The sequence below is a fragment of the Acidovorax cavernicola genome (assembly GCF_003581445.1).
Map to the genome: position 1 here is coordinate 22,537 of NZ_QXMN01000031.1, position 25,015 is coordinate 47,551.

The 25,015-nt window shown below is 68.0% G+C and carries 22 protein-coding genes; 16 read left to right on the forward strand and 6 right to left on the reverse strand.

Annotated features, from left to right (window positions below; translation table 11 throughout):
• Window positions 1-10: 10 nt before the first annotated feature.
• The gene (locus tag D3H34_RS21805) at window positions 11-832 is read right to left on the reverse strand and encodes a creatininase family protein (RefSeq protein WP_119556336.1); all 822 of its coding nucleotides are present in this window, start codon (window positions 830-832) and stop codon (window positions 11-13) included.
• Window positions 833-1,088: 256 nt separating this feature from the next.
• Here D3H34_RS21805 and D3H34_RS21810 point away from each other — a divergent pair, with 256 nt between their 5' ends.
• From D3H34_RS21810 to D3H34_RS21835, 6 genes are read left to right on the forward strand one after another with little or no spacing between them, the layout of a single operon-like run.
• On the forward strand, window positions 1,089-1,604 hold the full coding sequence (locus D3H34_RS21810) for a DUF1269 domain-containing protein (RefSeq protein WP_119556337.1): 516 nt from the start codon (window positions 1,089-1,091) through the stop codon (window positions 1,602-1,604).
• A gap of 57 nt (window positions 1,605-1,661) precedes the next feature.
• Window positions 1,662-2,825, forward strand: a complete 1,164-nt coding sequence (locus D3H34_RS21815; protein WP_119556338.1) for a cytochrome c oxidase subunit II — start codon at window positions 1,662-1,664, stop codon at window positions 2,823-2,825.
• On the forward strand, window positions 2,822-4,624 hold the full coding sequence (gene ctaD, locus D3H34_RS21820) for a cytochrome c oxidase subunit I (protein ID WP_286186047.1): 1,803 nt from the start codon (window positions 2,822-2,824) through the stop codon (window positions 4,622-4,624). The genes D3H34_RS21815 and ctaD overlap by 4 nt, the downstream gene beginning before the upstream one ends.
• Window positions 4,621-5,256: a cytochrome c oxidase subunit 3 family protein gene (locus D3H34_RS21825; RefSeq protein ID WP_119556339.1), complete on the forward strand. Its 636-nt coding sequence runs from the start codon at window positions 4,621-4,623 to the stop codon at window positions 5,254-5,256. The genes ctaD and D3H34_RS21825 overlap by 4 nt, the downstream gene beginning before the upstream one ends.
• 11 nt (window positions 5,257-5,267) lie before the next feature.
• A complete protein-coding gene (locus D3H34_RS21830) occupies window positions 5,268-5,960 on the forward strand; it encodes a heme-copper oxidase subunit III family protein (protein WP_119556340.1) in 693 nt (230 codons plus the stop codon).
• Window positions 5,961-5,968: 8 nt separating this feature from the next.
• Complete coding sequence (locus D3H34_RS21835) at window positions 5,969-6,289, forward strand: cytochrome C oxidase subunit IV family protein (RefSeq protein WP_119556341.1); 321 nt, start codon at window positions 5,969-5,971, stop codon at window positions 6,287-6,289.
• A 9-nt stretch (window positions 6,290-6,298) separates the two neighbouring features.
• Here D3H34_RS21835 and D3H34_RS21840 read toward each other — a convergent pair whose 3' ends face one another.
• From D3H34_RS21840 to D3H34_RS21855, 3 genes are all read right to left on the reverse strand, one after another.
• Window positions 6,299-7,924 (reverse strand): MFS transporter, encoded by a 1,626-nt coding sequence (locus D3H34_RS21840; RefSeq protein ID WP_119556342.1) that lies wholly within the window; start codon window positions 7,922-7,924, stop codon window positions 6,299-6,301.
• A gap of 155 nt (window positions 7,925-8,079) precedes the next feature.
• Entirely contained in the window at window positions 8,080-8,850 is a 771-nt protein-coding gene (locus tag D3H34_RS21850) for an amino acid ABC transporter permease (RefSeq protein WP_119556343.1), read from the reverse strand.
• A gap of 87 nt (window positions 8,851-8,937) precedes the next feature.
• Window positions 8,938-9,696 (reverse strand): basic amino acid ABC transporter substrate-binding protein, encoded by a 759-nt coding sequence (locus tag D3H34_RS21855; protein ID WP_119556344.1) that lies wholly within the window; start codon window positions 9,694-9,696, stop codon window positions 8,938-8,940.
• A 282-nt stretch (window positions 9,697-9,978) separates the two neighbouring features.
• Between D3H34_RS21855 and D3H34_RS21860 the strand changes: the two genes are divergently transcribed.
• From D3H34_RS21860 to D3H34_RS21880, 5 genes are all read left to right on the forward strand, one after another.
• The gene (locus D3H34_RS21860; protein WP_119556345.1) at window positions 9,979-10,635 is read left to right on the forward strand and encodes a hypothetical protein; all 657 of its coding nucleotides are present in this window, start codon (window positions 9,979-9,981) and stop codon (window positions 10,633-10,635) included.
• A 10-nt stretch (window positions 10,636-10,645) separates the two neighbouring features.
• Window positions 10,646-11,188, forward strand: a complete 543-nt coding sequence (locus tag D3H34_RS21865) for a GTP-binding protein (RefSeq protein WP_119556346.1) — start codon at window positions 10,646-10,648, stop codon at window positions 11,186-11,188.
• Complete coding sequence (locus tag D3H34_RS21870; protein ID WP_119556347.1) at window positions 11,185-11,568, forward strand: roadblock/LC7 domain-containing protein; 384 nt, start codon at window positions 11,185-11,187, stop codon at window positions 11,566-11,568. The genes D3H34_RS21865 and D3H34_RS21870 overlap by 4 nt, the downstream gene beginning before the upstream one ends.
• A gap of 95 nt (window positions 11,569-11,663) precedes the next feature.
• Window positions 11,664-12,023: a hypothetical protein gene (locus tag D3H34_RS21875; RefSeq protein ID WP_119556348.1), complete on the forward strand. Its 360-nt coding sequence runs from the start codon at window positions 11,664-11,666 to the stop codon at window positions 12,021-12,023.
• A gap of 201 nt (window positions 12,024-12,224) precedes the next feature.
• Window positions 12,225-13,907: a M28 family metallopeptidase gene (locus D3H34_RS21880; protein WP_119556349.1), complete on the forward strand. Its 1,683-nt coding sequence runs from the start codon at window positions 12,225-12,227 to the stop codon at window positions 13,905-13,907.
• Window positions 13,908-13,919: 12 nt separating this feature from the next.
• Here D3H34_RS21880 and D3H34_RS21885 read toward each other — a convergent pair whose 3' ends face one another.
• Window positions 13,920-14,420: an Lrp/AsnC family transcriptional regulator gene (locus D3H34_RS21885; RefSeq protein WP_119556350.1), complete on the reverse strand. Its 501-nt coding sequence runs from the start codon at window positions 14,418-14,420 to the stop codon at window positions 13,920-13,922.
• Between the two features lie 178 nt (window positions 14,421-14,598).
• On the opposite strand from D3H34_RS21885, the gene D3H34_RS21890 reads away from it, so the two are divergent.
• From D3H34_RS21890 to D3H34_RS21910, 5 genes are all read left to right on the forward strand, one after another.
• Complete coding sequence (locus D3H34_RS21890; protein WP_119556351.1) at window positions 14,599-18,210, forward strand: indolepyruvate ferredoxin oxidoreductase family protein; 3,612 nt, start codon at window positions 14,599-14,601, stop codon at window positions 18,208-18,210.
• Window positions 18,211-18,468: 258 nt separating this feature from the next.
• Window positions 18,469-18,804: a preprotein translocase subunit YajC gene (gene yajC / locus D3H34_RS21895; protein ID WP_119556352.1), complete on the forward strand. Its 336-nt coding sequence runs from the start codon at window positions 18,469-18,471 to the stop codon at window positions 18,802-18,804.
• Between the two features lie 89 nt (window positions 18,805-18,893).
• A complete protein-coding gene (secD, locus tag D3H34_RS21900) occupies window positions 18,894-20,777 on the forward strand; it encodes a protein translocase subunit SecD (protein WP_119556353.1) in 1,884 nt (627 codons plus the stop codon).
• An 18-nt stretch (window positions 20,778-20,795) separates the two neighbouring features.
• On the forward strand, window positions 20,796-21,758 hold the full coding sequence (gene secF, locus D3H34_RS21905) for a protein translocase subunit SecF (protein WP_119556354.1): 963 nt from the start codon (window positions 20,796-20,798) through the stop codon (window positions 21,756-21,758).
• Window positions 21,759-21,926: 168 nt separating this feature from the next.
• Window positions 21,927-24,332, forward strand: coding sequence for a DUF1631 family protein (locus D3H34_RS21910; RefSeq protein WP_119556355.1), 2,406 nt, complete (start codon window positions 21,927-21,929; stop codon window positions 24,330-24,332).
• 144 nt (window positions 24,333-24,476) lie between these two features.
• Here the strand turns inward: D3H34_RS21910 and D3H34_RS21915 are convergent, their stop codons facing one another.
• On the reverse strand, window positions 24,477-25,010 hold the full coding sequence (locus tag D3H34_RS21915) for a Smg family protein (RefSeq protein WP_119556356.1): 534 nt from the start codon (window positions 25,008-25,010) through the stop codon (window positions 24,477-24,479).
• Window positions 25,011-25,015 lie beyond the last annotated feature (5 nt).

Genomic DNA, 25,015 nt, shown 5'->3' on the forward strand with positions numbered 1-25,015 from the left:
GCGGGCGGGGTCAGCGCCAGGCGGGAACGTTGGCCAGCCGCTCCAGCGGGAAGCGGTCGATCTCTTGCAGCAGCTCGACGAAGCGCCGGCCCACATGGTCCAGCACCGCCGCGCCCTTCTCGGCGCTGGCGCGGGTGGCGTCGCCGGCGGCGCCGGCCGGGTTGATGTCGTGCATCTGCCAGCCGAGTTTGCCGCTGGGCGTGATCGAAAGGAACTTGTTTTCCGCGGCCATCTGCTCGGTCATGGAGCTGAAGTTGCGGAACTGATCCTTGCGCACGTAGTCGGGCGTCAGGTGCAGCATCACCGAGCTTTCGAGGTCGCCGGCGTGGATGCCGTGCTTGCCTTCGTGCGCGGTGAACAGACCTTCCGGCAGGCCCAGCGTGTACCAGTTGGCGGCCACGACCATCATGTCGTGCTCCTCGCGCAGGTCGCGCGCGACGATGTCCATCACGCTCATCTGGCCGCCGTGGCTGTTGTAGAGCACCAGCTTGCGCACGCCGGCCTTGGCGACGCAGGCTCCGATGTCCTTCCACAGCGCGATCAGCGTGTTCGCCGACACCGTGAGCGTGCCGGGGTAGCGCGAGTGCTCGTTGCTCTTGCCGTAGGGCACGGTGGGCAGGAACACCACCGGCAGCTCGTCGGGCAGGTAGGGCAGGCAGGCCTGCACCATGCCGTCGATGGTGGCGGTGTCGGTGGACATCGGCAGGTGGGGGCCGTGTTGTTCGGTCGCGCCCACCGGCAGCACGGCAATCAGCCGTTCGCGGTCGAGGCGGGAGAACTCTTCACTGGTCAGGTCGGACCAGAAGCGGCTGCGCAACGGGGGCGGATTCATCGTGGCAAACCTCGTCAGAACGGGTGGGGAGGTCTAAATTATCCACGTGGTCAAAAAAAGTAGGCCATGCGTGGATACCCTTGCCCTTTCGCTCGCAAGTGGCGTGCCAGCAAAATCATGCAGGTGGTCAAAACACCTGCGGGCGCCGCGCCGCATCGTCCGGCGTGGGCTTTCGCCGCCGACTTGAATGCCGACCTTCCGGAGCCTATAAATCATTCATGGTCTCTTGCTCGTCGCAAGACGGAAAGGAGGCGCCATGAAAAGACGCATCTACTGGTTGTTGCCGGACCTGGCGAGCGCCAGGCAGGCAATGCACGATCTGCTGCAGGCGCGTGTCGACATCGCGCATCTGCATTTCGCCGCACGCGAAGGCATGGACATGGCCGGGCTCCATGCGGCCAACGTCTGGCAGACCTCCGACCTCGTTCACGCCGCCAAGACCGGCTGGGTGCTCGGCACCGCCTGCGGTGTCGTCGCCGGGCTGCTGGCCGCGCTGCTGTTCCCCGTTTTCGGCGACGAGCCCGAATGGGCCGTGGCCGTGGGCCTGGCGCTGCTGGGCGGCGTGGTGGGTGCCTGGTCGGCCAGCATGGTCGGCATCTCCATCCCGAGCCCGCGGCTGCAACGCTTCGAGAGCGCCATCGCGCAGGGCCAGGTCCTGCTGATGGTCGACCTGCCGCCGTCGCGCGTGCGCGAGGTCGAGGCGATGCTGGACGCCACGCACCCCGAAGCCCGCTTCGAGGGCGAAGAGCCGCACATCCCGGCGATCCGCTGATGTCGCCGCGCATGCGATCCCCGGAACCCACGATGGCCAGCCCAGGGAGCGCAGCGCATGACCATCGCCGTCGTCCTGTTGCTCATCGTGGGGGCCTCGGTGGCGTTTCACGTTGTCAACCCGTGGTGGACCACGCCGCTGGCCTCCAACTGGCAGCGCATGGACGACACGCTGACGATCACGCTGGTCATCACGGGTCTCTTCTTCGTCGTCATCAACGTGTTCCTTGCGTACACCGTGGTGCGCTTTCGCCACCGCGAGGGGCGCCGCGTGGCGCCGCATGCGCCTGAGAACAAGAGGCTCGAGCGCTGGCTGATCGGCGGCACCACCGTCGGCATCATGGCGCTGCTGGCGCCGGGCCTCGTGGTGTACGCGAACTACGTGCGCACACCGCATGACGCACTCGTGCTCGAGGTGCTGGGCCAGCAATGGCAATGGCGCTTCCGCCTGCCGGGCGCGGACGGCAAGCTGGGCGCGACCGACGCGCGCTTCGTCAGCGCCGCCAACCCCTTCGGGCTCGACCCCGCCGACCCGGCGGGGCAGGACGACCTGCTGGTCCCGGGCAACGAGGTGCACTTGCCGCTGGGCCAGCCGGTGCTGGTGCTGATGCGTTCCCACGACGTGCTGCACGACTTCTTCGTGCCGCCGATGCGCGCGCGCATGAACATCGTGCCGGGGCAGGTGAGCCGCTTCTGGTTCACGCCGACCGTCGCCGGCCGCTACGAGGCGCTGTGCGCGCAGCTGTGCGGCGTGGGCCATCCGAACATGCGAGGCTTCGTGGTGGTGGAGGACCCGGCGGGCTACGGCGCCTGGCGCGCGGCGCTGCCGACCTTCGCCGCGGCGCAGCTGTCGGCGAAGGCGGCCCAGACTGCCCCGTTGCCGGCCGGCGGCGGCGCACGCGTCGACCAGGGCCGCGCGCTGGCCGACGCCAAGGGCTGCGTGGCCTGCCACACCGTCGACGGCAGCGCACGCGTGGGGCCGACCTGGAAGGGCCTGTACGGCAAGACCGAGTCGATGGCCGACGGCAGCACGGCGCTGGTCGACGAGGCCTACCTGCGCAGCTTCATCCGCGACCCGCAGGCCCGCCACGTGAAGGGCTTCCCGCCGGTGATGCCGAAGATCGACCTGAGCGACGAGGAACTGGCCGCGCTGGTGGCCTACATCCAGAGTCTGGGCAGCCCGCCGGCGCAGGCTGCCACCGAACAGAAGGCCGCGCGATGACTTCTACTTCTGCGCTCATCCCCGACGACGAACACGACGGCGAAGGCGGCCACCCGGCGCCGCAGAGCTTCCTGCGCCGCTACGTCTGGAGCCAGGACCACAAGGTGATCGCCGTGCAGTACGCCTGCACCGCCATCGCGGTGGGCGTGGTCGGCCTGGTGCTGTCCAACCTCATGCGGCTGCAGCTGGGTTTTCCGGGCCAGTTCGAGTTCATCAACGCCGAGCGCTACTACCAGTTCGTGACCATGCACGGAATGATCATGGTGATCTACCTGCTCACGGCGCTGTTCCTCGGCGGCTTCGGCAACTACCTGATCCCGCTCATGGTGGGGGCGCGCGACATGGTGTTCCCCTACCTCAACATGCTGAGCTTCTGGGTCTACCTGCTGTCGGTGGTGGTCCTGATGGCGAGCTTCTTCGTCGAGGGCGGCCCCACGGGCGCGGGCTGGACGCTGTACCCGCCGCAGTCGATCCTGCCCGGCACGCCGGGCCACGGCGGCGGCATCGTGCTCATGCTGGTGTCGCTGCTGATCTTCATCGTGGCCACCACCATGGGCGGCCTGAACTACGCGACCACCGTGTTGCAGGCGCGCTGCCGGGGCATGACGCTGCTGCGCATGCCGCTCACCGTGTGGGGCATCTTCGTGGCCACGGTGCTGGCGCTGCTGGGTTTTCCGGCGCTGTTCGTCAGCGGCGTGATGCTGCTGCTGGACCGCACGATGGGCACCAGCTTCTTCATGCCGGCGCTGGTGTCGATGGGGCAGCTGTCGGGCCACAAGGGCGGCAGCCCGCTCTTGTTCCAGCACCTGTTCTGGTTCTTCGGCCATCCCGAGGTCTACATCGTGGCGCTGCCCGCCTTCGGCATCGTCTCCGACCTCATCAGCGTGCACGCGCGCAAGCGCATCTTCGGCTACCGCACGATGGTGTGGGCCATCGTGGCCATCGGCGGACTCAGCGTGGTGGTCTGGGCGCACCACATGTTCGTGAGCGGCATGAACCCGTACTTCGGCTTCTTCTTCGCGACCACCACGCTGGTCATCGCGGTGCCCACCGCGATCAAGGTCTACAACTGGCTGCTGACCCTGTGGCGCGGCGACATCCACCTGTCGGTGCCGATGCTGTTCGCGCTGGCCTTCATGTGCACCTTCGTGATCGGCGGGCTCACGGGGCTGTTCCTGGGCAACGTGAGCGTGGACATCCCGCTGTCGGGCACCTACTTCGTGGTGGCCCACTTCCACATGGTGATGGGCGTGGCGCCGCTGCTGGTGGTGTTCGGCGGCATCTACCACTGGTTCCCCAAGATCACCGGCCGCATGCTGGACGACCGGATCGGCCGGCTGCATTTCTGGATCACCTTCCTGGGCACCTACGCGATCTACTTTCCCATGCACTACCTGGGCGTGCTGGGCATGCCGCGGCGCTACTACAACTTCGACGGCTACCAGTTCATTCCGCCGTCGGCCTTCAGCCTCAACACCTTCATCACCGTGGTGGCGCTGGTGGTCGGCGCGGCCCAGCTGCTCTTCATCGTCAACCTGGCCTGGAGCGCCTGGCGCGGCCGGCCGGCCGGCGCCAACCCGTGGCGCGCCGCCTCGCTCGAATGGCAGACGCCCGAGACGCCGCCCGGCCACGGCAACTGGGGGCCGCGGCTGCCGGTGGCCTACCGCTGGGCCTACGCCTACGGGGTGCCGGGCGCGGCGGAAGACTTCATCGCGCAGAACGCGCCGCCGCAGGCCAGTGACGACATGAGCGACAGGAACGACGTGCCGGCGACCGGCGCGCGGGGAGCACCGGCATGAACGCGGATGCCGCCCTGCGCATGCGCGGCACGCCCCGTGATGGCCGCGATGTTCGGCTGCGCGACGCCCACGCGAGCGCCGCCAGCATCGGCCTGTGGGTCTTCATGGGCGTGGTCACCGCGCTGTTCTCGCTCTTCACCGTGGCCTACGTGATGCGCATGAGCAGCGGCGACGCGATCGCGCTCGCGCTGCCGTGGCAGTTGTGGCTCAGCTCGGCGCTGCTGGTGGCGGGCAGCGTGGCGCTGCACGGTGCATCGCGCGCATCGCACCGCCCCGACCCGGTGCGGATGCGCCGCCTGCTGCTGGCCGGCGGCCTGTGCGCGGCGGGCTTCCTCGGCGTGCAGCTGTGGGCCTGGAGCGCGATGGCGCACGCGCAGGTGCTGCCGTCGGGCAACCCGTCGGGCAGCTTCTTCTACCTGCTGACCGCCATGCACGGGCTGCACCTGGCGGGCGGGCTGGTCGGGTGGGCGATGGCGACGCGTGTCGCGTGGGCTGACCCCGCCCGCGCCGGATGGCGCCTGGCGCTGTGCGCGCGCTACTGGCACTTCATGGGGGCCGTGTGGCTGGCGCTGTTCGCGCTGCTGGGATGGGTGACGCCGGAGGTGGCGCGCGTCATCTGCGGCACGCCGTGAGGAGGCTTGGCATGAACCACTCCACCGCAACCCTTTCCGGCCCCACCGTCGCCGTGAGCGGCTGGCGCGGGCTGGTGGCCGACTGGTCGTCCGATCGCCAGGCGTTCCACGTCTCGTGGGGCAAGGCGATGATGTGGATCTTCCTCTTGAGCGACATCTTCATCTTCAGCTGTTTCCTCACGGGCTACATGACGGTGCGCGTCTCGACCACCGCGGCGTGGCCCAACCCGAGCGAGGTGTTCGCGCTGCACGTGGGCGGGGCCGACGTGCCGCTCCTGCTGATCGCGATCATGACCTTCGTGCTCATCAGCAGCAGCGGCACGATGGCGATGGCGGTCAACTTCGCCTACCGTGGCGACCGCATGAACGCCGCTACGCTGATGCTCGTGACCGCCACCTTCGGCGAACTCTTCGTCGGCATGCAGGCCTTCGAGTGGTCCAAGCTGATCCTCGAGGAGGGTGTGCGGCCCTGGGGCAACCCGATGGGGGCGGCGCAGTTCGGCGCGGCCTTCTTCATGATCACGGGCTTCCACGGGCTGCACGTGTCGGCCGGCGTGGTGCTGCTGTTCGCCGTGGCCTTCAAGCTGGTGCGCGGCGACTACGACAAGGCCGGCAACTACCAGGTGGTCGAGATCGTGGGCCTGTACTGGCACTTCGTGGACCTGGTGTGGGTCTTCATCTTCGCGTTGTTCTATCTCTGGTGAGGGCGACCATGAAAACCAACGCCACCACAGGCCAGCAACACCCCATCGGCCTGTACCTGAAGATCTGGGGGCTGCTGTTCGTGCTCAGCGCGATGTCGTACATGGTCGACTACTTCCATGTGCAGGGCTACCTGCGCTGGGGCCTGATCATCGTCTTCATGCTGCTGAAGGCCGGGCTGATCGTCGCGGTCTTCATGCACATGGCCTGGGAGCGGCTGGCGCTGGTCTACGCCATCCTGCTGCCACCGCTGTGCCTGCTGGTGCTGGTCGGGCTGATGGCGGCGGAGGCCGACCACACCTTCCTCACGCGGCTGCTGTTCTTTCGTTGACGGCCGAGGTCAGCGCCGCACCACGAAGCGCGTGATCACCGGCGCCGTCTCGCCCAGGTGGAACGCCAGCCGGCGCTCGCGCAGCGCCATGTCGGCGGCGGTGGCGCGGTTGAAGCGGCGCAGGTGGTCGGTCCACGACTCGTCGACGATCTGCTCCACATAGCGCTCGGGCTGCGCGATGTCGTGCAGCAACTCCCAGCCGATGGCGCCCTGGCCCAGGCGCGCGCGGCGCGTCTGCTGCATCACGAGATGGAAGGCGGCGGCACGCGACGGGTCGATGAGGTACTCGACCGTGATCACCACGCGGCCGTCTTCCTGCGGCGCTTCGGCGGGCGGGCCGGTGGCCCAGCCGGCCTGGGCGGGGCGTACGTCGTCCTCGTCGCTCACGTCGGTCACCCAGCGCATGGCCGCGAGCATCAGCAGGGTGCCGCTCACGGCGGCGATGGCCAGGCTCAGCTTCAGTGACGTGACGGTGGCCACCTGGCCCCACAGCGCCGCGCCGATCGCGCTCGCGCCCATGATCGCCATCTGGTAGGTCGACATGCCGCGCGCGCGCACCCAGTCGGGCAGCGCCAGCTGCGCCGACACCGACAGCGAATTGGCCACCGTGATCCACGCCATGCCGCCGAAGAACATCGCCGGCACCGCGACCCAGGCGTTGGGCGCGAAGGCCATCACCGCCGTGGCGGCCGACTGCAGCGCCGCGCCGCGCAGCACGAGCTGGTCGCGTCCCAGTGCCTGGCGCAGCCGCGGCAGGAACAGCACCGCGATGATCGCGCCCGTGCCCATGGCCGCCAGCAGCAGCGTGAAGGTGCCCGCGCCGCCGCCCTGGAGGTTGCGCGCCAGGAGCGGCAGCAGCGCCAGCAGCGCGGTGGAGTGGAAGAAGAAGAGCGACACGCGCGTGAGCACCGCGCGCATGCGCTGCGACTGGCGCACGAATTGCACGCCCACGCGCATCGCGCTGATGAGCTTCTCGCGGCCCAGCGGGTTGGGCGTGTGTTCGCGGCGCCAGCGCAGCACCACGAAGCCCGAGGCCACCGACAGCACCGCGTTGAGCGCGAACACCCAGACGCTGCCCGCGCTCGCGATCAGCATGCCGGCCGTGAGCGGGCCGACGATGCGCGAGGCGTTCATGGCGATGCCGTTCAGCCCCAGCGCCGCCGGCAGCTGCGGACGCGGCACCAGCTCGGGCACGATGGCCGAGAACACCGGCCAGCGCAGCGCCAGCCCGATGCCGTTGGCGAAGGTGAGCGCCAGCAGCAGCGGCGCGGTCATCACATCGAGCGCGATGGCGGCGCACAGCACCACGGCGGTGCCGGCCAGCCAGAACTGCGTGGCCACCAGCCAGCGCCGGCGATCGAGGATGTCGGCCAGCGCGCCGCTGGGAAGGCCCAGCAGGAACACCGGCAAGGTGGAGGCCGACTGCACCAGCGCCACCCAGATCGGCGAGGAGGTCAGCGAGGTCATCATCCACGCCGCCGCCACATCGTTCATCCACATGCAGATGTTGGCGATGAGCCAGGTGCTCCACAGCATGCGGAACACGGGGAGCTTCAACGGCTCCAGCGCGGCGAACTTCGTGGGCTGCGGCTTGGCCGGCGGGAGGGGTGTCTCTTCGGGGGATATGGGCGGCATGTGGCGCTATTGTGGCGCCCGCGACTTCGACGTGCGGGCGCGGTGCGCTGTCCCTTCCAGGAACACCGAGGAACCGGCTTTGCCGGGCCTCAGGTGTTGCCCCCTGCAAGGGGGTTGGCGCAGCGACACGAAGTGCGCGAAGCCTGGGGGTGTGCCTAACTTCTATCGCTGCGTGCGAGACGGTGTTCGAGGCGGCGCAACAGCGTGGTCAGCACCAGCGTCATCACCCAGTAGATCACCGAGATCGCGAGGTACGGCTCCCAGTAGCGCGCGTAGGCGCCGGCCACGGTGCGCGCGGCGTAGGCCAGCTCGGCCAGGCCGATGGCCGACACGAGCGAGGTGTCCTTGAGCAGCGCGATCGCGTTGTTGCCCAGCGGCGGCAGCATGCGGCGAAAAGCCTGCGGCAGCACCACGTAGCGCATCACCTGCGCGGGGTTGAAGCCCAGCGAGCGGCCGGCGTCGAACTGGCCGCGCGAGATCGACTGGATGCCTGCGCGGAACACCTCCGAGATGTAGGCCGCCGAGTTCAGCGTGAGCGCGACCACGCCCGAGATCAGCGCGCCGTGCTCCTGCTTGAGCGTGCGCGCGAGGTCGCCGTCGATGAGCAGGCCCGTGCTCGGGTGGATGAACACCGGCATCACCGCGAAGTGGATCAAGAGGATCTGCACGAACAGCGGCGTGCCCCGGAAGAAGCTCACGTACACCGTGGCCGGCCAGCGCAGCAGCACGCGCGTGACCCAGGTCCACGGCGCGTGGCGCGCCTGCGCCAGCCGCGCGAGCGCCAGGCACAGGCCCCAGCTCGCGCCCAGCAGCACGCAGACCACGGTCATGCGCAGCGTCATCCAGGCGCCTTGCCAGAACAGGTCCTTGTATTCGACCAGGATGTCCCAGCGGAACCATCCAAACAGCAGGATCGGTTGTTCCATGCTTACATCCTCACAATATTTTTCTCAGACTACGGATAACGAAACGGCCGCATGGATGCGGCCGTGTTCAGGGAAAAGCCGTGCGGCTCAGCGCACGTTGGGGTCCTTGTTGAACCACTTCTTGTAGATCGTCGCGTAGCTGCCGTCGGCGCGGATGGCCGCCAGGCCGGCGCTGAGCTTGTCGAGCAGCGCCTTGTCGCCCTTCTTCACGACGATGCCGAAGCCTTCCTCGGGGAAGGACTTGTCGTCCAGCGTCTTCAGCTCGGGGTGCTGCGACACGCGGTAGGCGATCACGCCGTTGTCGCCCATGGCGGCATCGACGCCGCCGCCGGCCAGCTCGGAAATGATGAGCGGCGTGCTCTCGAAGCGGCGGATGTTGGGGCTGGTCTTGCCGAACTCGCGCGAGGCGATGTCGTCGGCGGTGGAGGCGCTGACCACGGCGATCTTCTTGCCGGTGAGGTCCTTCAGCGAGGCCACGGTGCTGTTCTTCGGCAGCGCGATGAGCTGGCGGGCCGCGAAGTACGGCGGCGTGAAGTCGTAGCTCTGCTTGCGCTTCTCGTTGATGGTGACGCCCGAGATCACGAGGTCGACGTCGCCGTTGTTCAGCGCGCCGAAGATGCCGGTGAAGGGCGTGTTGACGATCTTGATCTTCAGGCCCTGCTGCTTGGCGATGGCGTTGATGATGTCGATGTCGAAGCCGACGATCTGCTTGTCCTTGTTCTCGAAGGCAAAGGGCGCGTAGGTGGCGCTGGAGGCCACGGTGAGTTCGCGGTTCTGGGCCTGGGCGCCGAAGGCGAGCGTGGCTGCAGCCAGGCCGAGGGCCAGTGCGCGGCGTAGAGAGTTCATTCGGAGTCCTTGTGTCTTGCCGCCCGGCGGGGAGCGGTGGGCGAGCATTTTAGGCGGTCGCTATCGGCCGCCCCGCGCCGGCCAGTGGCGAGCGGGATGCATGGGGACAGGGGTCCCAAGGGCTTTTCGAGGGATGGCCATGCCCGACCTGGTGCTCCTGCCGTGTGCGTTACTTCTCGCTGCGCGTCCAAATTTGGGCATTGACTTGATACATGACGCAGCATTTAGTTAACACATATAACAATAAGGAACTATTAAGAACAATTGCTCAGGGAAGAAGTCATGCCACTGGTTTTGGGCGTCATGGGGCTGCCTCAGGTCGAGGTCGAGCTCCTGAGAATCATCGTCCGCCTCAGTTCCAATCTCCGCTCGCTCTGGACCGTCAGCGAATCGCAACCGTGCGACCTCTTGCTGGTGGACGGTGATGCGCCGGCCGCCGAGCGGCAGGCGCCGGCGGCGCGCTTCGTGGTGCCGATGGTGGCGCGCGGCGATGCCGCGTCGGCCGCTCCTTCGCGCCGTACGCTGGCGCGCCCCATCTATGCGGAAGAGCTGGTGGAGCTGCTCAACCACGTCAACCAGGTCGTGCCGGGCACGACCTCGGGCGATGCGGCGCGCGCCATGGTGCGCTCGATCCGCGCGCGCGCCTCGCTGATCCGCTGGCCCTCGCAGGTGACGCTGCAGCGCCACCCGATCTACGTGCGGCTGGCCGCCGCCCTGTCGAAGAGCGCGCAATCGGCCGAAAGCCTGAGCGTGCTGGGCCGCATCGACGTGCAGGAGTGCAGCACCTTCCTCGGCCTGCTGGAGGAAGAGGGCGCGCTGACCTGGTCGGAGGAGGCGCGCGGGTCGCGCCCTTCGGGTGGCGTCAGCGCTGGCGGCGAGGCCGCCCAGCACAAGCGGGGCCTGCTCTCGCGCATCCGCCGACGCCTCGGACTGGCCTGAGGGCGCCGCCATGAGGGATTTCAAGCTCGTCTTCACGGGCCCCATGGGCGTGGGCAAGACCACGGCCATCGCGGCCATCAGCGAAACCGCGCCGATCGCCACCGAGGTCGTCAACGCCGACACCTCGGTCGCCAAGGCCACCACCACGGTAGGGCTCGACTTCGGCCAGGTCACGCTGGACAACGGCGACCGCCTGCGCCTGTACGGCACGCCGGGCCAGAGCCGCTTCGACTTCATGTGGAAGATCCTGGTGCGCGACGCGCTGGGCCTGGCGATCCTGCTGGACAACAGCCGGCCCGACCCGATGGCCGACCTGGCCCAGTACCTGGACGGCTTCGCCGGCGCGCTCGAGCGCATGCCCTGCGCCATCGGCGTCAGCCGGCTGCCGTCGCATCCCGCGCCCACGCTCGACGACTACGCGCAGGCCCTGGCGGCGCGCGGGCTGGTGCTGCCGCTGCTGGCGGTCGACCCGCGCCGCAAGGACGACGTGGTCGCGCTGATCGAGACGCTGCTGATGCAGATCGAAGTGCTCGACGAGGAGGCCGCACCATGAGGATTCCCCATGCCCTCAAGCTGCGCGCCGCGGCCGAGGCCCGCCGCGTGCTCGACGAGGTGAGCGGCGTCGCCTCGGTGGTGGTGGCCACGCCCGACGGCTTCGAGATCGCCAGCGTCGCCCGGCGCGACGTCGAGCCCGCGCGCATCGCCGCCATGGCCAGCTCGATCGCCGCCATCGGCGCCGTCGTGTCGCAGGAGGCCGGCCTGGGCCGCTGCACCTGCATCACGGTCGCGACCGACAACGGCTTTGCGCTCGTCAGCCCTGTGCACAACGGCGAGACCGAACTGGTGGTGAACGTCATCGCCGACGCCGACGCGGTGCTCGCGCAGGCGCTGTACCGCACGGCCGCCTGCGTGCGGTCGCTCGAGGCGCCCTGATCCGCCGCCCACACCGAATTCACAGGCGGGGACGGGTTGCATGCGACGCCTCCGCCTCATCATTACCTTCGCATGAGCTACAGGAAAACATTGACATGGCCTCGATCCAAAGCAGCCTCGAAAACCTCCTGACCGCCGACGGCGCCCTGTGCGCCGCCGTGGTCGATTCCGCCAGCGGCATGATGCTGGGCGCCATCGGCACGGGCGTCGACCTCGAAGTGGCGGCCGCCGGCAACACCGAAGTGGTGCGCGCCAAGCTCAAGACGATGCGCGCCCTCGGCCTGAACGACACCATCGAGGACATCCTCATCACCCTCGGCAAGCAGTACCACCTGCTGCGCCCGATGGCGCAGAAGGAAGGCGTGTTCATCTACTTCGTGCTGGACAAGGCCAAGTCGAACCTCGCGCTGGCTCGCCGCAAGCTGCAGGACGTTGAGAAGGACATGGCCTTCTGATCCGATAGACATCCGTCAGAGGAACACCGCCTGCGGGCGGATCGCCGGGCCGGCTCCCTCGCGGGGGCCGGCCTTTTTCATTCCATCCGGCGTGTCGCGCGTTGAGGGGCTAACCAAGGTTCTCGACGCCGGGCGAAGGGCATGGGCGAAAGGGCGCGGCCGTTGGCTAGCATCCGGGGCTTTGCGGTCCAGGAGCCTTGCATGACGATCCAGCGGCTTGCGTCCTATCTTCTTTGCGGCATCGGCCTTGCGTCGGGCGCCGCCGTCGCACTGGCCGCGGCCGATCCCCCGGCGCCGCGCTTCGACCCGCAGCGCCTCTCGCAGATCGTGAAGACGGTCTCCGGCGACGACTTCGAAGGCCGCGCCCCGGCCACGCCGGGGGAAGCGAAGACGGTCGACTACCTCATCGCCCAGTTCAAGGCCGCCGGCCTCGCGCCCGGCGGCGATCTGGAGGGCGGGCGGCGCGGCTGGACGCAGTCGGTGCCGCTGGTGAAGACCGAGTTCCGCGGCCCGCCGCAGATCACGCTGCAGGTGGGCACGCAGCGCGACGCGCTGGCGCAGGGCGAGCAGATCGCGGTGCGCGCGGCGCTCGACGGCTCGACCGCGGTGTCGATCCAGCAGGCGCCGCTGGTCTTCGTGGGCTACGGCGTCAGCGCGCCCGAGCGGCGCTGGGACGACTACAAGGGCGTCGACCTCAAGGGCAAGATCGCCGTGGTGCTGGTGAACGACCCCGACTTCGAAACCGGAAGCGGTGACTTCGGCGGCAAGGCCATGACCTACTACGGCCGCTGGACCTACAAGTTCGAGGAGGCCGCGCGCCGTGGGGCGCTGGGCGTGCTGATCGTTCACGAGACCGCGCCGGCCGCCTACGGCTGGGCGACGGTGAAGAACTCCAACACCGCGACCATGCTCGACATCGAACGCGAACAGCCCGCGTCGGTGCATCCGAAGCTGGAGGGCTGGATCCAGCGCGACGTGGCGGTCGACCTGCTGCGCCGCGCGGGCCTGGACTTCGAGGCGCAGAAGAAGCTCGCGCAGACGCGCGAGTTCCAGCCGCAGCTGCTCAAGGACGCGAGCCTGTCGGCCGAATACGCGATCGACCGGCAGGTGATCGTCTCGAAGAACGTGGTGGGCCGTGTCGAAGGCCGCAAACGCCCCGACGAGACGGTGATCTACAGCGCCCACTGGGACCACCTGGGCGTGGGCGCGCCCGACGCCAAGGGCGACCGCATCTACAACGGCGCCGTCGACAACGGCACCGGCCTGGCCGCGCTGGTCGAAATGGGCCGTGCCTTCGCGAGCGCGCGCCGCAAGCCCGAGCGCTCGGTCGTCTTCCTCGCGGTGACGGCGGAAGAGCGCGGCCTGCTCGGCTCGGAGTTCTACGGCGCGAAACCGCTGTACCCGCTCGGAAAGACGGTGGCCGTCCTCAACATGGACGCGCTCAGCCCCGAGGGCCCGGCGCGCAACTTCAGCACCTCGGGCAGCGCGGTCTCGCAGCTGCAGGACCTGCTGGTCGCGCAGGCCCGGGGTTTCGGCCTGGCCTACGCGCCCGACCCGCACCCCGAGGCCGGCTATTTCTTCCGCTCCGACCATTTCTCCTTCGCCAAGCGCGGCGTGCCCGCGCTGTCCTTCGCCTCCGGCAACGACCTCGTGAACGGCGGCCTCGCGGCCGGCGAAGCCGCCAGCAAGGCTTACACCGCCGAGCGCTATCACCAGCCGGCCGACGAGTGGCGCGCGGACTGGTCTTTCACCGGCATGGCGCACGACCTGCCGCTGCTGTACCGCGTGGGCGAGACGCTGGCCAACAGCCGGCGCTGGCCCGAATGGGGCCCGTCGTCGGAATTCCGCGCGGTCCGCGAGGCGAGCCGGGCCGAGCGGCGCTGATCTGTCCCGAGGCTAGGACCCGCGCGGCCGGCCGGAGCCGTCGCCCAGGTGCGCCAGCGGCAGCGCGCTGCTGGCCTTCACCTCGCCCAGCGAGAAGCTGGTGTGCAGGTCTTTCACGTTCGGCAGGTTCATGAGGTTCTGCCGCGCGAAGGCCGAGAAACCGTTCAGGTCCTGCGCCACCACCTGCAGCTCGAAGGTGCCGGTGCCGCTGATGTAGTGGCAGGCCACCACCTCGGGCATCTTGCGGATCGCGTCTTCGAGCTTGCGCGTGGCCTCGTGGGTGACGCGCTCGGTGTCCACGCGCACGAAGGCGAGCACGCCCAGCCCGATCTTGTGGCGGTCGATCTCGGCGCGGTAGCCCTTGATGAAGCCCGCCTCTTCCAGCGCGCGCACGCGCCGCCAGCAGGGCGCCGCCGACAGGCCCACGCGCTGCGCAAGCTCGGCATTCGTGAGGCGGCCATCGGTCTGCAGTTCTTGCAGGATAGCGAGGTCGAACTTGTCTATGCTTTCCATGGAGGTGGATGTTAAGCAAGATTCTTTCTGCAAGCTGCTTTTTCGAGGCAAAAAACGCAAACACCTGTCGCGGACCCCGGCATACACTTTGCGTGATCATGGGCTTGCGCCCTACCGGGCACAGACCCACACCCCTCAGCCAGGCCCACAAAGCCCTGCCAAAACGGAGACAGAGAACATGAATGCCCCGCTGCCCGAGCACATCCGCCGCGCGCTAGAAACCGTCACGCTCGACGACAAATACTCCCTCGATTACGGCCGCGCATTCATGAGCGGCGTGCAGGCCCTGGTCAAGCTGCCGATGCTGCAGCGCCTGCGCGACAAGCAGGTCGGCAAGAACACCGCCGGCTTCATCAGCGGCTACCGCGGTTCCCCGCTCGGCGGCTACGACCAGGCGCTGTGGAAGGCCAGCAAGTTCCTCAAGGAACAGAACATCGTCTTCCAGCCCGGCGTGAACGAAGAGCTGGCGGCCACCGCGCTGTGGGGCACGCAGCAGCTGGGCTTCTCGCCTGCTGGCACCAACAAGTTCGACGGCGTCTTCGGCATCTGGTACGGCAAGGGCCCGGGCGTGGACCGCTGCTCCGACGTCTTCAAGCACGCCAACATGGCGGGCACCACCGCCTGGGGCGGCGTGATCGCGGTGGCCGGCGACGACCACATCTCCAAGAGCTCCACGGCCGCGCACCAGAGCGACCACATCTTCAAGGCCTGCGGCACGCCGGTGTTCTTCCCGGCCAACGTGCAGGAAATCCTGGACCTGGGCATTCACGCCTTCGCGCTGAGCCGTTTCTCGGGCGTGTGGTCGGGCATGAAGACGATCCAGGAGATCGTCGAGTCCAGCGCCACGGCCATGATCGACCCCGAGCGCGTCGACATCGTCATTCCCACCGATTTCGAGATGCCGCCCGGCGGCCTGCACATCCGCTGGCCCGACCATGCGCTGGAGCAGGAAGCCCGGCTCATGCACTACAAGTGGTACGCCGCGCTGGCCTACATCCGCGCCAACCGCTTGAACCACAACGTGATCGAAGGCCCGAACGACCGCTTCGGCATCATGGCCAGCGGCAAGGCCTACAACGACACCCGCCAGGCCCTCATCGACCTGGGTCTGGACGACGCGGCCTGCCGCCAGCTCGGCATCCGCCTGCACAAGGTGGGCGTGGTGTGGCCGCTGGAGGCGCAGCTCACGCGCGAATTCGCCACCGGCCTGCAGGAAATCCTGGTGGTCGAGGAAAAGCGCCAGGTCATCGAGTACCAGCTCAAGGAAGAGCTCTACAACTGGCGCTCCGACGTGCGCCCCAACGTGGTCGGCAAGTTCGACGAGGGCGAAGTGCACGCGGCCGAGGGCTACTCGGGCGGCGAATGGTCGATGCCCAACCCCACGGCCCACACGCTGCTGCGCGCCAACGCCGACCTGAACCCCGCACTCATCGCCAAGGCCATCGCCGGGCGCCTGAAGAAGACCGGCCTGCTGGCCGCCGCCGGCGCCGACATGGCCGCGCGCATCGACGCGCAACTCGCCATCCTCGAGGCCAAGGAGCGCTCGATGGTGGTGCAGCAGGCCTCCTCCAGCGTGGCCGACGCCACCCGCCAGCCCTGGTTCTGCTCGGGCTGCCCGCACAACACCAGCACCGTCGTGCCCGAGGGCTCGCGCGCGATGGGCGGCATCGGCTGCCACTTCATGGCGACCTGGATGGACCGCTCCACCATCGGCTTCACGCAGATGGGCGGCGAGGGCGTGCCGTGGGTGGGCCAGCAGCCTTTCACGACCGACCAGCACATCTTCGCGAACCTGGGCGACGGCACCTACTTCCACAGCGGCCTGCTCGCCATCCGCCAGAGCATCGCGGCCGGCGTGAACATCACCTACAAGATCCTCTACAACGACGCGGTCGCCATGACCGGCGGCCAGACCGTGGGTGAGCGCCCCGAGGGCCACTCGGTGCTGCAGATCGCCGAGAGCCTGCATGCCGAAGGCGCGAAGAAGGTCGTGATCGTCACCGACGAGCCCGAGAAGTACGAGGGCGTGAACATCCCCGGCGACCACGTGCAGGTGAAGCACCGCGACCTGCTGGACGAGATCCAGCGCGAGTTCCGCGCCCTCCCGGGCACCACGGCCATCATCTACGACCAGACCTGCGCCACCGAGAAGCGCCGCCGCCGCAAGCGCGGCACGGCCGTCGATCCGGCCAAGCGCGTGGTCATCAACGAGCTGGTCTGCGAAGGCTGCGGCGATTGCAGCGTGCAGAGCAACTGCCTCTCCGTGGAGCCGCTGGAGACCGAGTTCGGCCGCAAGCGCACCATCAACCAGAGCAGCTGCAACAAGGACATGAGCTGCCTGAAGGGCTTCTGCCCGAGCTTCGTCAGCGTCGAGGGCGGCCAGCTCAAGAAGAAGGCCAAGAACAAGGCAGCCACGCCGGCCGAATTCGGCCTGCTGAACGAGCCTGCGATTCCGTCGCTGGACGGCGGCAAGGTCTGGGGCGTGGTGGTGGCAGGCGTCGGCGGCACCGGCGTGATCACCATCGGCCAGCTGCTGGGCATGGCCGCGCACATCGAAGCCAAGGGCATCGTCACGCAGGACGCCGCGGGCCTGGCGCAGAAGGGCGGCGCCACCTGGAGCCATGTGCTCATCGGCGACACGCAGGACGACATCCGCACCACCCGCGTGGGCACCGCGGCGGCCGACCTGATCCTGGCCTGCGATCCGCTGGTGACGATCAATGCCGAGACCATGACGCGCATGCGCGAAGGGCGCACGCACGTGGCGCTCAACAGCCACAGCTCGCCCACCGCCGCCTTCGTGCGCAACGCCAACTGGCAGAACCCCGAAGACGCCTGTGCCGCCGAGATCGCGCGCGCCGTGGGCATCGACGGCCTGGGCGCCTTCGACGCCGATGCCGCCGCCACTGCGCTGATGGGCGACACCATCTACGTCAACCCGATGATCCTGGGCTACGCCTGGCAGAAGGGCTGGATCCCGCTGGCGCACGAGTCGCTGATGCGCGCCATCGAGCTGAACGCCGTGGCGGTCGAGAACAACAAGACCGCCTTCGAGTGGGGCCGCCAGGCAGCCGTGCGTCCCGACGAGCTGCAAAAGCGCGTGCGCCCGGGCCAGGTCATCGAATTCAAGAAGCGCGAGACGGTCGAGGCCCTCGTGGCGCGCCGCGTCGAGTTCCTGACCGGCTACCAGAACGCCGCCTACGCCGAGGAATACAAGCAGTTCGTCGGCCGCGTGCAGCAGGCCGAGGCCGCCGCCGGCAAGAGCACGGCCCTGAGCGAGACGGTGGCGCGTTACCTGTTCAAGCTGATGGCCTACAAGGACGAGTACGAAGTCGCCCGCCTGCACACCGACCGCACCTTCCTCGACCGCGTCGAGGGCATGTTCGAAGGCGACTACAAGCTCAACTACCACCTGGCGCCGCCGCTGCTGGCCAAGAAGAACGCCAAGGGCCAGCTGCAGAAGCAGAAGTTCGGCCCCTGGATGCTCACGGGCTTCCGCTTCCTGGCGAAGCTCAAGGGCCTGCGCGGCACGGCGCTGGACGTCTTCGGCCGCACCGAGGAGCGCAAGACCGAGCGCGCCCTCATCGGCGAGTACCGCGCCAGCATCGAGGAAGTGATCAAGGGCCTGCGCGCCGACAACCACGCGCTGGCGCTGGAGATCGCCGGCCTGCCCGAGCAGATCCGCGGCTACGGCCACGTGAAGGAGCGCAACCTGGCGGCGGCCCGCACCCGCTGGAACGAGTTGCTGGGCAAGTGGCGCAACCCCCAGGCGCAGTGCGCGGCGGCCTGATCCGCCAGGTCCGTTTCCCCTGACAAAGAGCGCCCTTGCGGCGCTCTTTGCTATTTAAACGATAGCTGAAAGCCCTGCGAGGCGCGCCGGATAAGGGCGCGAAACGGCCATCTGCGACGAATACAATGCCCGACTGCGCGCGGCCTCCCCCGCCGAGCCTTTGACTTGCGGCCCGCCTCCCTCGTGGGCGCGGAACCGCGGGCCCGGCCCGCGCATCTGAAGTCTTTTTCTTCTCTCTTCCCTCTGCTGGAGACTCTCTTGTTCATTTCCTCTGCTTTCGCACAAACCGCGCCCGCAGCCGCCGGTGGTGGCGACATGATGTCCTCGCTCGGCAGCATGCTGCCGCTGGTGCTGATGTTCGTGGTGCTGTATTTCGTCATGATCCGCCCGCAAATGAAGCGCCAGAAGGAAGCCCGCGCCATGATCGAAGCCCTGGCCAAGGGTGACGAAGTCGCCACGGCCGGCGGCGTGCTCGGCAAGATCACCTCGCTGAACGACCAGTACCTCGGCCTGGAGATCGCCAACGGCGTCGAGATCAAGATCCAGCGCAGCGCGGTGGTCCAGGTGCTGCCCAAGGGCGCCGTCAAGCAATAAAAGCGTGAGCTGAACCTTGCGCTTCGCGGCGCAGGGCCCCAAGTCACGCCGTGTTCCATTTCTGAAACGCTTGTGAAAAGCGCCTTCTCATGAACCGTTACCCGGTCTGGAAGTACGCGATCATCGTGATCGTGATGCTCGTGGGGCTCATCTACGCCCTGCCCAATTTCTTCGGTGAGGCACCTGCGGTGCAGGTGTCCGCGGCCAAGACGACCATCAAGGTCGATGCCGCCACCCAGACCCGGGTCGAGGAGGCGCTGAAGACCGCCAACCTGACGCCCGACCTGGTGACGCTGGACGCCGGCTCGCTGCGCGCCCGCTTCACCACCACCGACGACCAGCTCAAGGCGCGCGACGTCATCCAGCGCGCCCTGGTGCCGGACGCCAGCGACCCGCCCTACACGGTGGCGCTGAACCTGCTGTCCCGTTCGCCGAAGTGGCTCACGGCGCTGCATGCGTACCCGATGTACCTGGGCCTGGACTTGCGCGGGGGCGTCGACTTCCTGCTGCAGGTCGACATGAAGGGCGCCATCGACAAGAAGGCCGAGTCGTTCGCCAGCGACCTGCGCACCACCTTCCGCGACAAGAACATCCGCGGCACCCAGGTCAGCCGCAACGGCCAGACCGTCGAGGTGACGTTCCGCGACGAGGCCTCGCTCACCGCCGCCAAGCGCCTGATCGTGGACCAGTTTCCCGACCTCAGCACCACCGACGCGCCCGACGGCGCCAACTGGCGCCTGACCGCCAGCATCAAGCCCGAGGCGGCCCGCCGCCTGCAGGATGCCGCCCTCAAGCAGAACATCACGACCCTGCACAACCGGATCAACGAACTCGGCGTGGCCGAGCCGGTGATCCAGCAGCAGGGCCTGGACCGCATCGTCGTGCAGCTGCCCGGCGTGCAGGACACGGCCAAGGCCAAGGAAATCCTGGGCCGCACCGCCACGCTCGAAATGCGCATGGTGGACGAAAGCTCCGAAGGCCGCGCGGCCGAACTGAGCGGCGCGCCCGTGCCCTTCGGCTCCGAGAAATTCCTCGACCGCAGCGGCCGTCCGGTGATCGTGAAGAAGCAGGTGCTCGTCACCGGCGAGAACCTCACCGACGCCCAGCCCGGCTTCGACCAGCAGAGCAACCAGCCCAAGGTCGACCTGACCATGGACGCCAAGGGCGGCCGCATCATGCGCGACGTCAGCCGCGAGAACTACAAGAAGCGCATGGCCATGCTGATCTTCGAGAAGGGCAAGGGCGAAGTGCTCACGGCCCCGTCGATCAACGGCGAGCTGGGCAACCGCTTCCAGGTCTCGGGCTCGATGACGGTGGCCGAGGCCAGCGACCTCGCGCTGCTGCTGCGCGCCGGCTCGCTGGCCGCGCCCATGGAAATCATCCAGGAGCGCACGATCGGCCCGACGCTCGGTGCCGACAACATCGAGAAGGGCTTCAAGAGCGTGATGTACGGCTTCCTGGCCATCATGGTCTTCATGTGTGCCTACTACGCGCTGTTCGGCCTGTTCTCGTCGATCGCGCTGGCCGTCAACCTGATGCTGCTGGTCGCCATCCTGTCGATGCTGCAGGCCACGCTCACGCTGCCCGGCATCGCGGCCATGGCGCTGGCCATCGGCGTGGCGATCGACTCCAACGTGCTGATCAACGAGCGCGTGCGCGAGGAACTGCGCAACGGGGCTTCGCCGCAGGCCGCCATCCACGCCGGCTACGACCGCGCCTGGGGCACCATCCTGGACTCCAACGTGACCACGCTCATCGCCGGTATCGCGTTGCTGGCCTTCGGCTCGGGCCCGGTGCGTGGCTTCGCGGTGGTGCACTGCATCGGCATCGTCACCTCGATGTTCTCCGCCGTGTTCTTCTCGCGCGGCCTCGTGAACTTCTGGTACGGCCAGAAGAAGAAGCTCAAGACCGTGTCGATCGGCACCGTCTGGCGGCCGAAGACCGACGGCAGCGCCGTGGTCGAAACCAAGTAACGGCCGAGGACCATCGCCATGGAATTCTTCCGCATCCACAAGACCATCCCGTTCATGCGCCATGCCCTGGTGCTGAACATCGTTTCCTTCGCGACCTTTGCGCTGGCGCTGTTCTTCCTGTTCCACCGCGGGTTGCACCTGTCGGTGGAATTCACCGGCGGCACAGTGATGGAAGTGGCCTACGAGCAATCGGCCGACATCGGCAAGGTGCGCGAGGCCATCACCAAGCTCGGCTATCCCGAAGTGCAGGTGCAGAACTACGGCACCTCGCGCGACGTGCAGATCCGCCTGCCCACCCAGAAGGGCATGAGCTCCGACCAGCAGAGCGCGCAGGTCATGCAGGCACTGAAGTCGGTCGACCCGTCGGCCACGCAGCGCGGCATCGAGGTCGTCGGGCCGCAGGTCGGCGAGGAGCTGACCACCAACGGCATCAAGGCGCTGGCCATGGTGGTGATCGGCATCATGATCTACCTGGCGTTCCGCTTCGAATGGAAGTTCGCGCTGTCCACCGTGCTGGCCAACCTGCACGACGTGGTGATCATCCTGGGCTTCTTCGCCTTCTTCCAGTGGGAGTTCTCGCTGGCGGTGCTGGCGGCGGTGCTCGCAGTACTGGGCTATTCGGTGAACGAGTCGGTCGTGATCTTCGACCGGGTGCGCGAGAACTTCCGTCGTTACCGCAAGATGACGACCACCGAGGTGATCGACAACGCGATCACCTCGACCATCAGCCGCACGATCATCACCCACGGCTCCACGCAGCTCGTGGTGCTGTCGATGTTCTTCTTCGGCGGCCCCACGCTGCACTACTTTGCGCTGGCGCTGACCATCGGCATCTGCTTCGGCATCTACTCGTCGTGCTTCGTGGCCGCCGCGATCGCGATGTGGCTGGGCGTGAAGCGTGAAGACCTGATCAAGGGCCCGCCGGTCAAGCGCGACGGCGACTCCGGCAGCGACGACCCGAACGCCGGCGCCGTGGTCTGAGCCGGTTGAATCCGCCCCCGTGCGAGCGCGGCGGCGAATTCACATCCTTCTTCTGAGGGATACTCCGGCGCCAGCCCCGCGTCACCCGCACTTGTGCGGTGACGCATCCCGATGCAAGCTCGGGGCTGTCGCCGACGAACCGTTTCTCCAGGCCTTTTCCATCTTTCAATGAGCACTGCGCGGTCCGCCTCTTCCCTGCAGCTCGCACGCGAGGCGCGTGAGCGTTTCGTGGCGGCCACGGAAGGCGCGATCGCTCCGCTCGCCCACGCCATCCGCGACCGCCTGACCGCGGTGGCTGCCGACGTCGGCAGCGCGCGCACCATGCAGGAAAGCCGCGACGACCTCGTCGCGTTCCAGGGTCATGCCTCGCAGTGGGTGTCGCTCGCGCAGACCGGCTGGCGCAAGGCGCTGGGCGCAAGCCCGACGGGCACTACCTCGTCGGGTCCCGCAGCGCTGCGGCTGGAACTCATCGGCGACGAGGTGGTCGAGAGCAACATCCTCGCCTCGCGCCTGGCACAGACCATCCACGACAAGGCCAGCTTCGAACTCAGCGACCTGCGCCTGCGCATCCAGCACCTCGAAGGCACGCACGAACTCGATGCCAGGGACGTGCTGAAACCCGAGACGCTGGCCAAGCTGCTGGTGGAGCAGTGGCTGGCAGCCGGCCTGAGCCGCGAAACCTGGAGCCGCGTGCAGGGCACGGTGCAGCAGGCCCTGGCGGACGTGGTCGCGAAGGCCTACGAAAGCGCCAACGCCTTCCTGATCGCGCAGGGCGTGATGCAGGAGATCGACCTCAAGAGCTTCGTGCGCCGCACGGGCGATGCAGGCGGCAGCAGCACCTCGTCCATGGGCATGCCGGTGTCGTCGAACATGCCGATGGGCCAGGGCGGGCACGGCCCGGCCGGTGGCGCGATGCCGCACGGCCAGCACCCATCGCAACAGTCACCGCAGCCGCAGCGAGCGGGCTCCGGCTTCCAGCCGTCGGTGCCGTCGGGAGCGCCTGCTTCCAGCTCGATGATGGGCAGCTCGCCGCTCGCCTTCGCGCGGCAGCGCGCGCAGACCGCGCTGCTGAGCCTCAAGCGCTTCGTGGCCGCGCGCATCGGCGGCGATGCCGGCGCCTCGCAGCCCGGTGGCGGCGCGACCGGTACCGGCGGCGGCATTGCCGGCCCCCGCGTGTTTTCCAGAACCTTTGCCGGCGCCATCGCCGATGCCGAGGTGGCCTACCGCATGGCGGCCACGCAGTACATGGACGGCGCCGGCGAACAGGCCACGCTGATCCAGCAGACCGCGGTCGACCTGCGCCGCCGCACCGCCGAACTCAAGAAGCGCGCCCCCACCACGGCCGACAAGGCCACGGTCGAGATCGTGGCGCTGATGTTCCAGGCCATCCTCGCGGAAGAGCGCATTCCGTTCTCCGCCCGCGTGTGGTTCGCGCGGCTGCAAATGCCGGTGTTGCGCGTGGCCATCGCCGAGCCCGAGTTCTTCGGCACCTTGCAGCACCCCGCGCGCATGCTGATCGACCGCATGGGCTCCTGCGTGATGGGCTTCGACGCCGCCGCCATCACCGGCAGTGCGCTCGAGAACGAGATCAAGCGCGTGGTGCAGGTCATCGAGCAGTACCCGGAAACCGGCCAGCGCGTGTTCAAGCTGGTGTTCGACGAGTTCGTCGCCTTCCTCGGCCGCTACCTCACGCAGAGCGACGCCACGCAGCGCGTGATGAGCGTGGCGCAGCAGGTCGAGCAGAAGGAGACGATGGCGATCCAGTACACCATCGAGTTGCGCAAGATGCTCAACGACATGCCGGTGCGCGACGAGATCCGTGAATTCCTGTTCAAGGTCTGGGCCGAGGTGCTGGCCATCGCCGCGCTGCGCTACGGTGCGCAGGGCGAGCACACCGTGATGCTCAAGCGCGCGGCCTCCGAGCTGGTCTGGGCCGCGAGCGCCAAGCCCAATCGCGCCGACCGCGCCCGCGTCATCCAGGACCTGCCACAGCTGCTGCAGCGCCTGCGCCAGGGCATGGACCTGCTGGGCATCGTCGGCGAGCCGCAGGAAGGCCACATCAAGACCATCGGCGCCACGCTCACCGACGCCTTCATGTCGAAGACCGAGGCCATTCCCCAGGCCAAGATCGAGGCCATGGCCGAGCGGCTGGCGCACCTGGAAGACTTCGTGAGCGACGACGGCGGCGCCTCCGACCTGCCGCTCGATGCGCAGAGCATCGAACTGCTGCTCGGCGTGGACGCTACCGCCATCGAGGTCATTCCCGACACCTCCGGCGTCAAGGTGGCCGAGGACATGCTCGCGTGGACCCACGAGCTGCAGGTGGGCAACTGGTTCATGCTGGACCACAACGACCGCGTGACCCAGGTCCAGTTCGTCTGGCGCAGCGACCGCAAGCAGTTGCACCTGTTCGCCTCGGCCGACGGCCGCAGCTTCCTCATCCAGGCTGGGCGGCTGGCGATGTACCTGCAGGCCGGCCTGCTGGTGCCCGCCGAGGAAGAAACGCTCACCGCGCGCGCCACGCGCGAGGCGCTGGCGAAGCTCGATGCGAATCCCGAGCGGCTGCTGAACTGATCAGCCGCGCGACTGTCCCCGTCTGTTCGTGGAACACCACGGAACTGGCTTTGCCAGGCCGTTGGTGTTGCCCCGGTAGGGGGTTGGCGAAGCGACACGAAGTGCGCGCAGCCTGGGGGAGAACTTGGTCCGCCTGGGGGCGAGCTAATGCGCTATTCGGCCTTCGCGGCTCTCGCAGAGCTCGTCGAGCACCAGCGCATCGGGCTCGATGCCGGTGCGCCAGTGCACCATCAGCACGATGATCTTGAGTTCGTCCAGCGCCACCGGATCGCCCGGTGCGGCCATCGAGCGCTCCACGACGATCTCGCGCAGGCCGCAGGGCAGCACGTTCGACAGTTCGAGAAACCGGATGAAGCCGAGGCACTCGGCGCCGAGGTGTTCCTGCTCCGACGGTGAATACACACGCATCGACTGGCTCGACTGCGGCAGCGCCGCCTCGGGCGCGCCACCCAGCGTGACGCGGGCGGTAGTGATGGGACTGTCGTCGCCTTCACCGGCCTGGCGTTCGAGCTGCAGGCCCTGCGTTGCGAGGCTCAGGCCGTCGAGCCACTGCAAGGCGTCGCGAATTTCCTCCGCCTCGAAACCGTGTGCACTGAGCTTGCGGCCCAGCTGTTCGGGTTCGGGGCAGGCATCGCCGCGCCAGTAGTTTTCATACACAAACACGAGCACTTCGAACATGGACT

Bases quoted from the DNA above. Each gene is read 5' to 3' on its own strand.
- D3H34_RS21805 (WP_119556336.1), bottom strand. From the start codon at position 832: ATGAATCCGCCCCCGTTGCGCAGCCGCTTCTGGTCCGACCTGACCAGT.
- D3H34_RS21810 (WP_119556337.1), top strand. From the start codon at position 1,089: ATGAAAAGACGCATCTACTGGTTGTTGCCGGACCTGGCGAGCGCCAGG.
- D3H34_RS21815 (WP_119556338.1), top strand. From the start codon at position 1,662: ATGACCATCGCCGTCGTCCTGTTGCTCATCGTGGGGGCCTCGGTGGCG.
- ctaD (WP_286186047.1), top strand. From the start codon at position 2,822: ATGACTTCTACTTCTGCGCTCATCCCCGACGACGAACACGACGGCGAA.
- D3H34_RS21825 (WP_119556339.1), top strand. From the start codon at position 4,621: ATGAACGCGGATGCCGCCCTGCGCATGCGCGGCACGCCCCGTGATGGC.
- D3H34_RS21830 (WP_119556340.1), top strand. From the start codon at position 5,268: ATGAACCACTCCACCGCAACCCTTTCCGGCCCCACCGTCGCCGTGAGC.
- D3H34_RS21835 (WP_119556341.1), top strand. From the start codon at position 5,969: ATGAAAACCAACGCCACCACAGGCCAGCAACACCCCATCGGCCTGTAC.
- D3H34_RS21840 (WP_119556342.1), bottom strand. From the start codon at position 7,924: ATGCCGCCCATATCCCCCGAAGAGACACCCCTCCCGCCGGCCAAGCCG.
- D3H34_RS21850 (WP_119556343.1), bottom strand. From the start codon at position 8,850: ATGGAACAACCGATCCTGCTGTTTGGATGGTTCCGCTGGGACATCCTG.
- D3H34_RS21855 (WP_119556344.1), bottom strand. From the start codon at position 9,696: ATGAACTCTCTACGCCGCGCACTGGCCCTCGGCCTGGCTGCAGCCACG.
- D3H34_RS21860 (WP_119556345.1), top strand. From the start codon at position 9,979: ATGCCACTGGTTTTGGGCGTCATGGGGCTGCCTCAGGTCGAGGTCGAG.
- D3H34_RS21865 (WP_119556346.1), top strand. From the start codon at position 10,646: ATGAGGGATTTCAAGCTCGTCTTCACGGGCCCCATGGGCGTGGGCAAG.
- D3H34_RS21870 (WP_119556347.1), top strand. From the start codon at position 11,185: ATGAGGATTCCCCATGCCCTCAAGCTGCGCGCCGCGGCCGAGGCCCGC.
- D3H34_RS21875 (WP_119556348.1), top strand. From the start codon at position 11,664: ATGGCCTCGATCCAAAGCAGCCTCGAAAACCTCCTGACCGCCGACGGC.
- D3H34_RS21880 (WP_119556349.1), top strand. From the start codon at position 12,225: ATGACGATCCAGCGGCTTGCGTCCTATCTTCTTTGCGGCATCGGCCTT.
- D3H34_RS21885 (WP_119556350.1), bottom strand. From the start codon at position 14,420: ATGGAAAGCATAGACAAGTTCGACCTCGCTATCCTGCAAGAACTGCAG.
- D3H34_RS21890 (WP_119556351.1), top strand. From the start codon at position 14,599: ATGAATGCCCCGCTGCCCGAGCACATCCGCCGCGCGCTAGAAACCGTC.
- secD (WP_119556353.1), top strand. From the start codon at position 18,894: ATGAACCGTTACCCGGTCTGGAAGTACGCGATCATCGTGATCGTGATG.
- secF (WP_119556354.1), top strand. From the start codon at position 20,796: ATGGAATTCTTCCGCATCCACAAGACCATCCCGTTCATGCGCCATGCC.
- D3H34_RS21910 (WP_119556355.1), top strand. From the start codon at position 21,927: ATGAGCACTGCGCGGTCCGCCTCTTCCCTGCAGCTCGCACGCGAGGCG.
- D3H34_RS21915 (WP_119556356.1), bottom strand. From the start codon at position 25,010: ATGTTCGAAGTGCTCGTGTTTGTGTATGAAAACTACTGGCGCGGCGAT.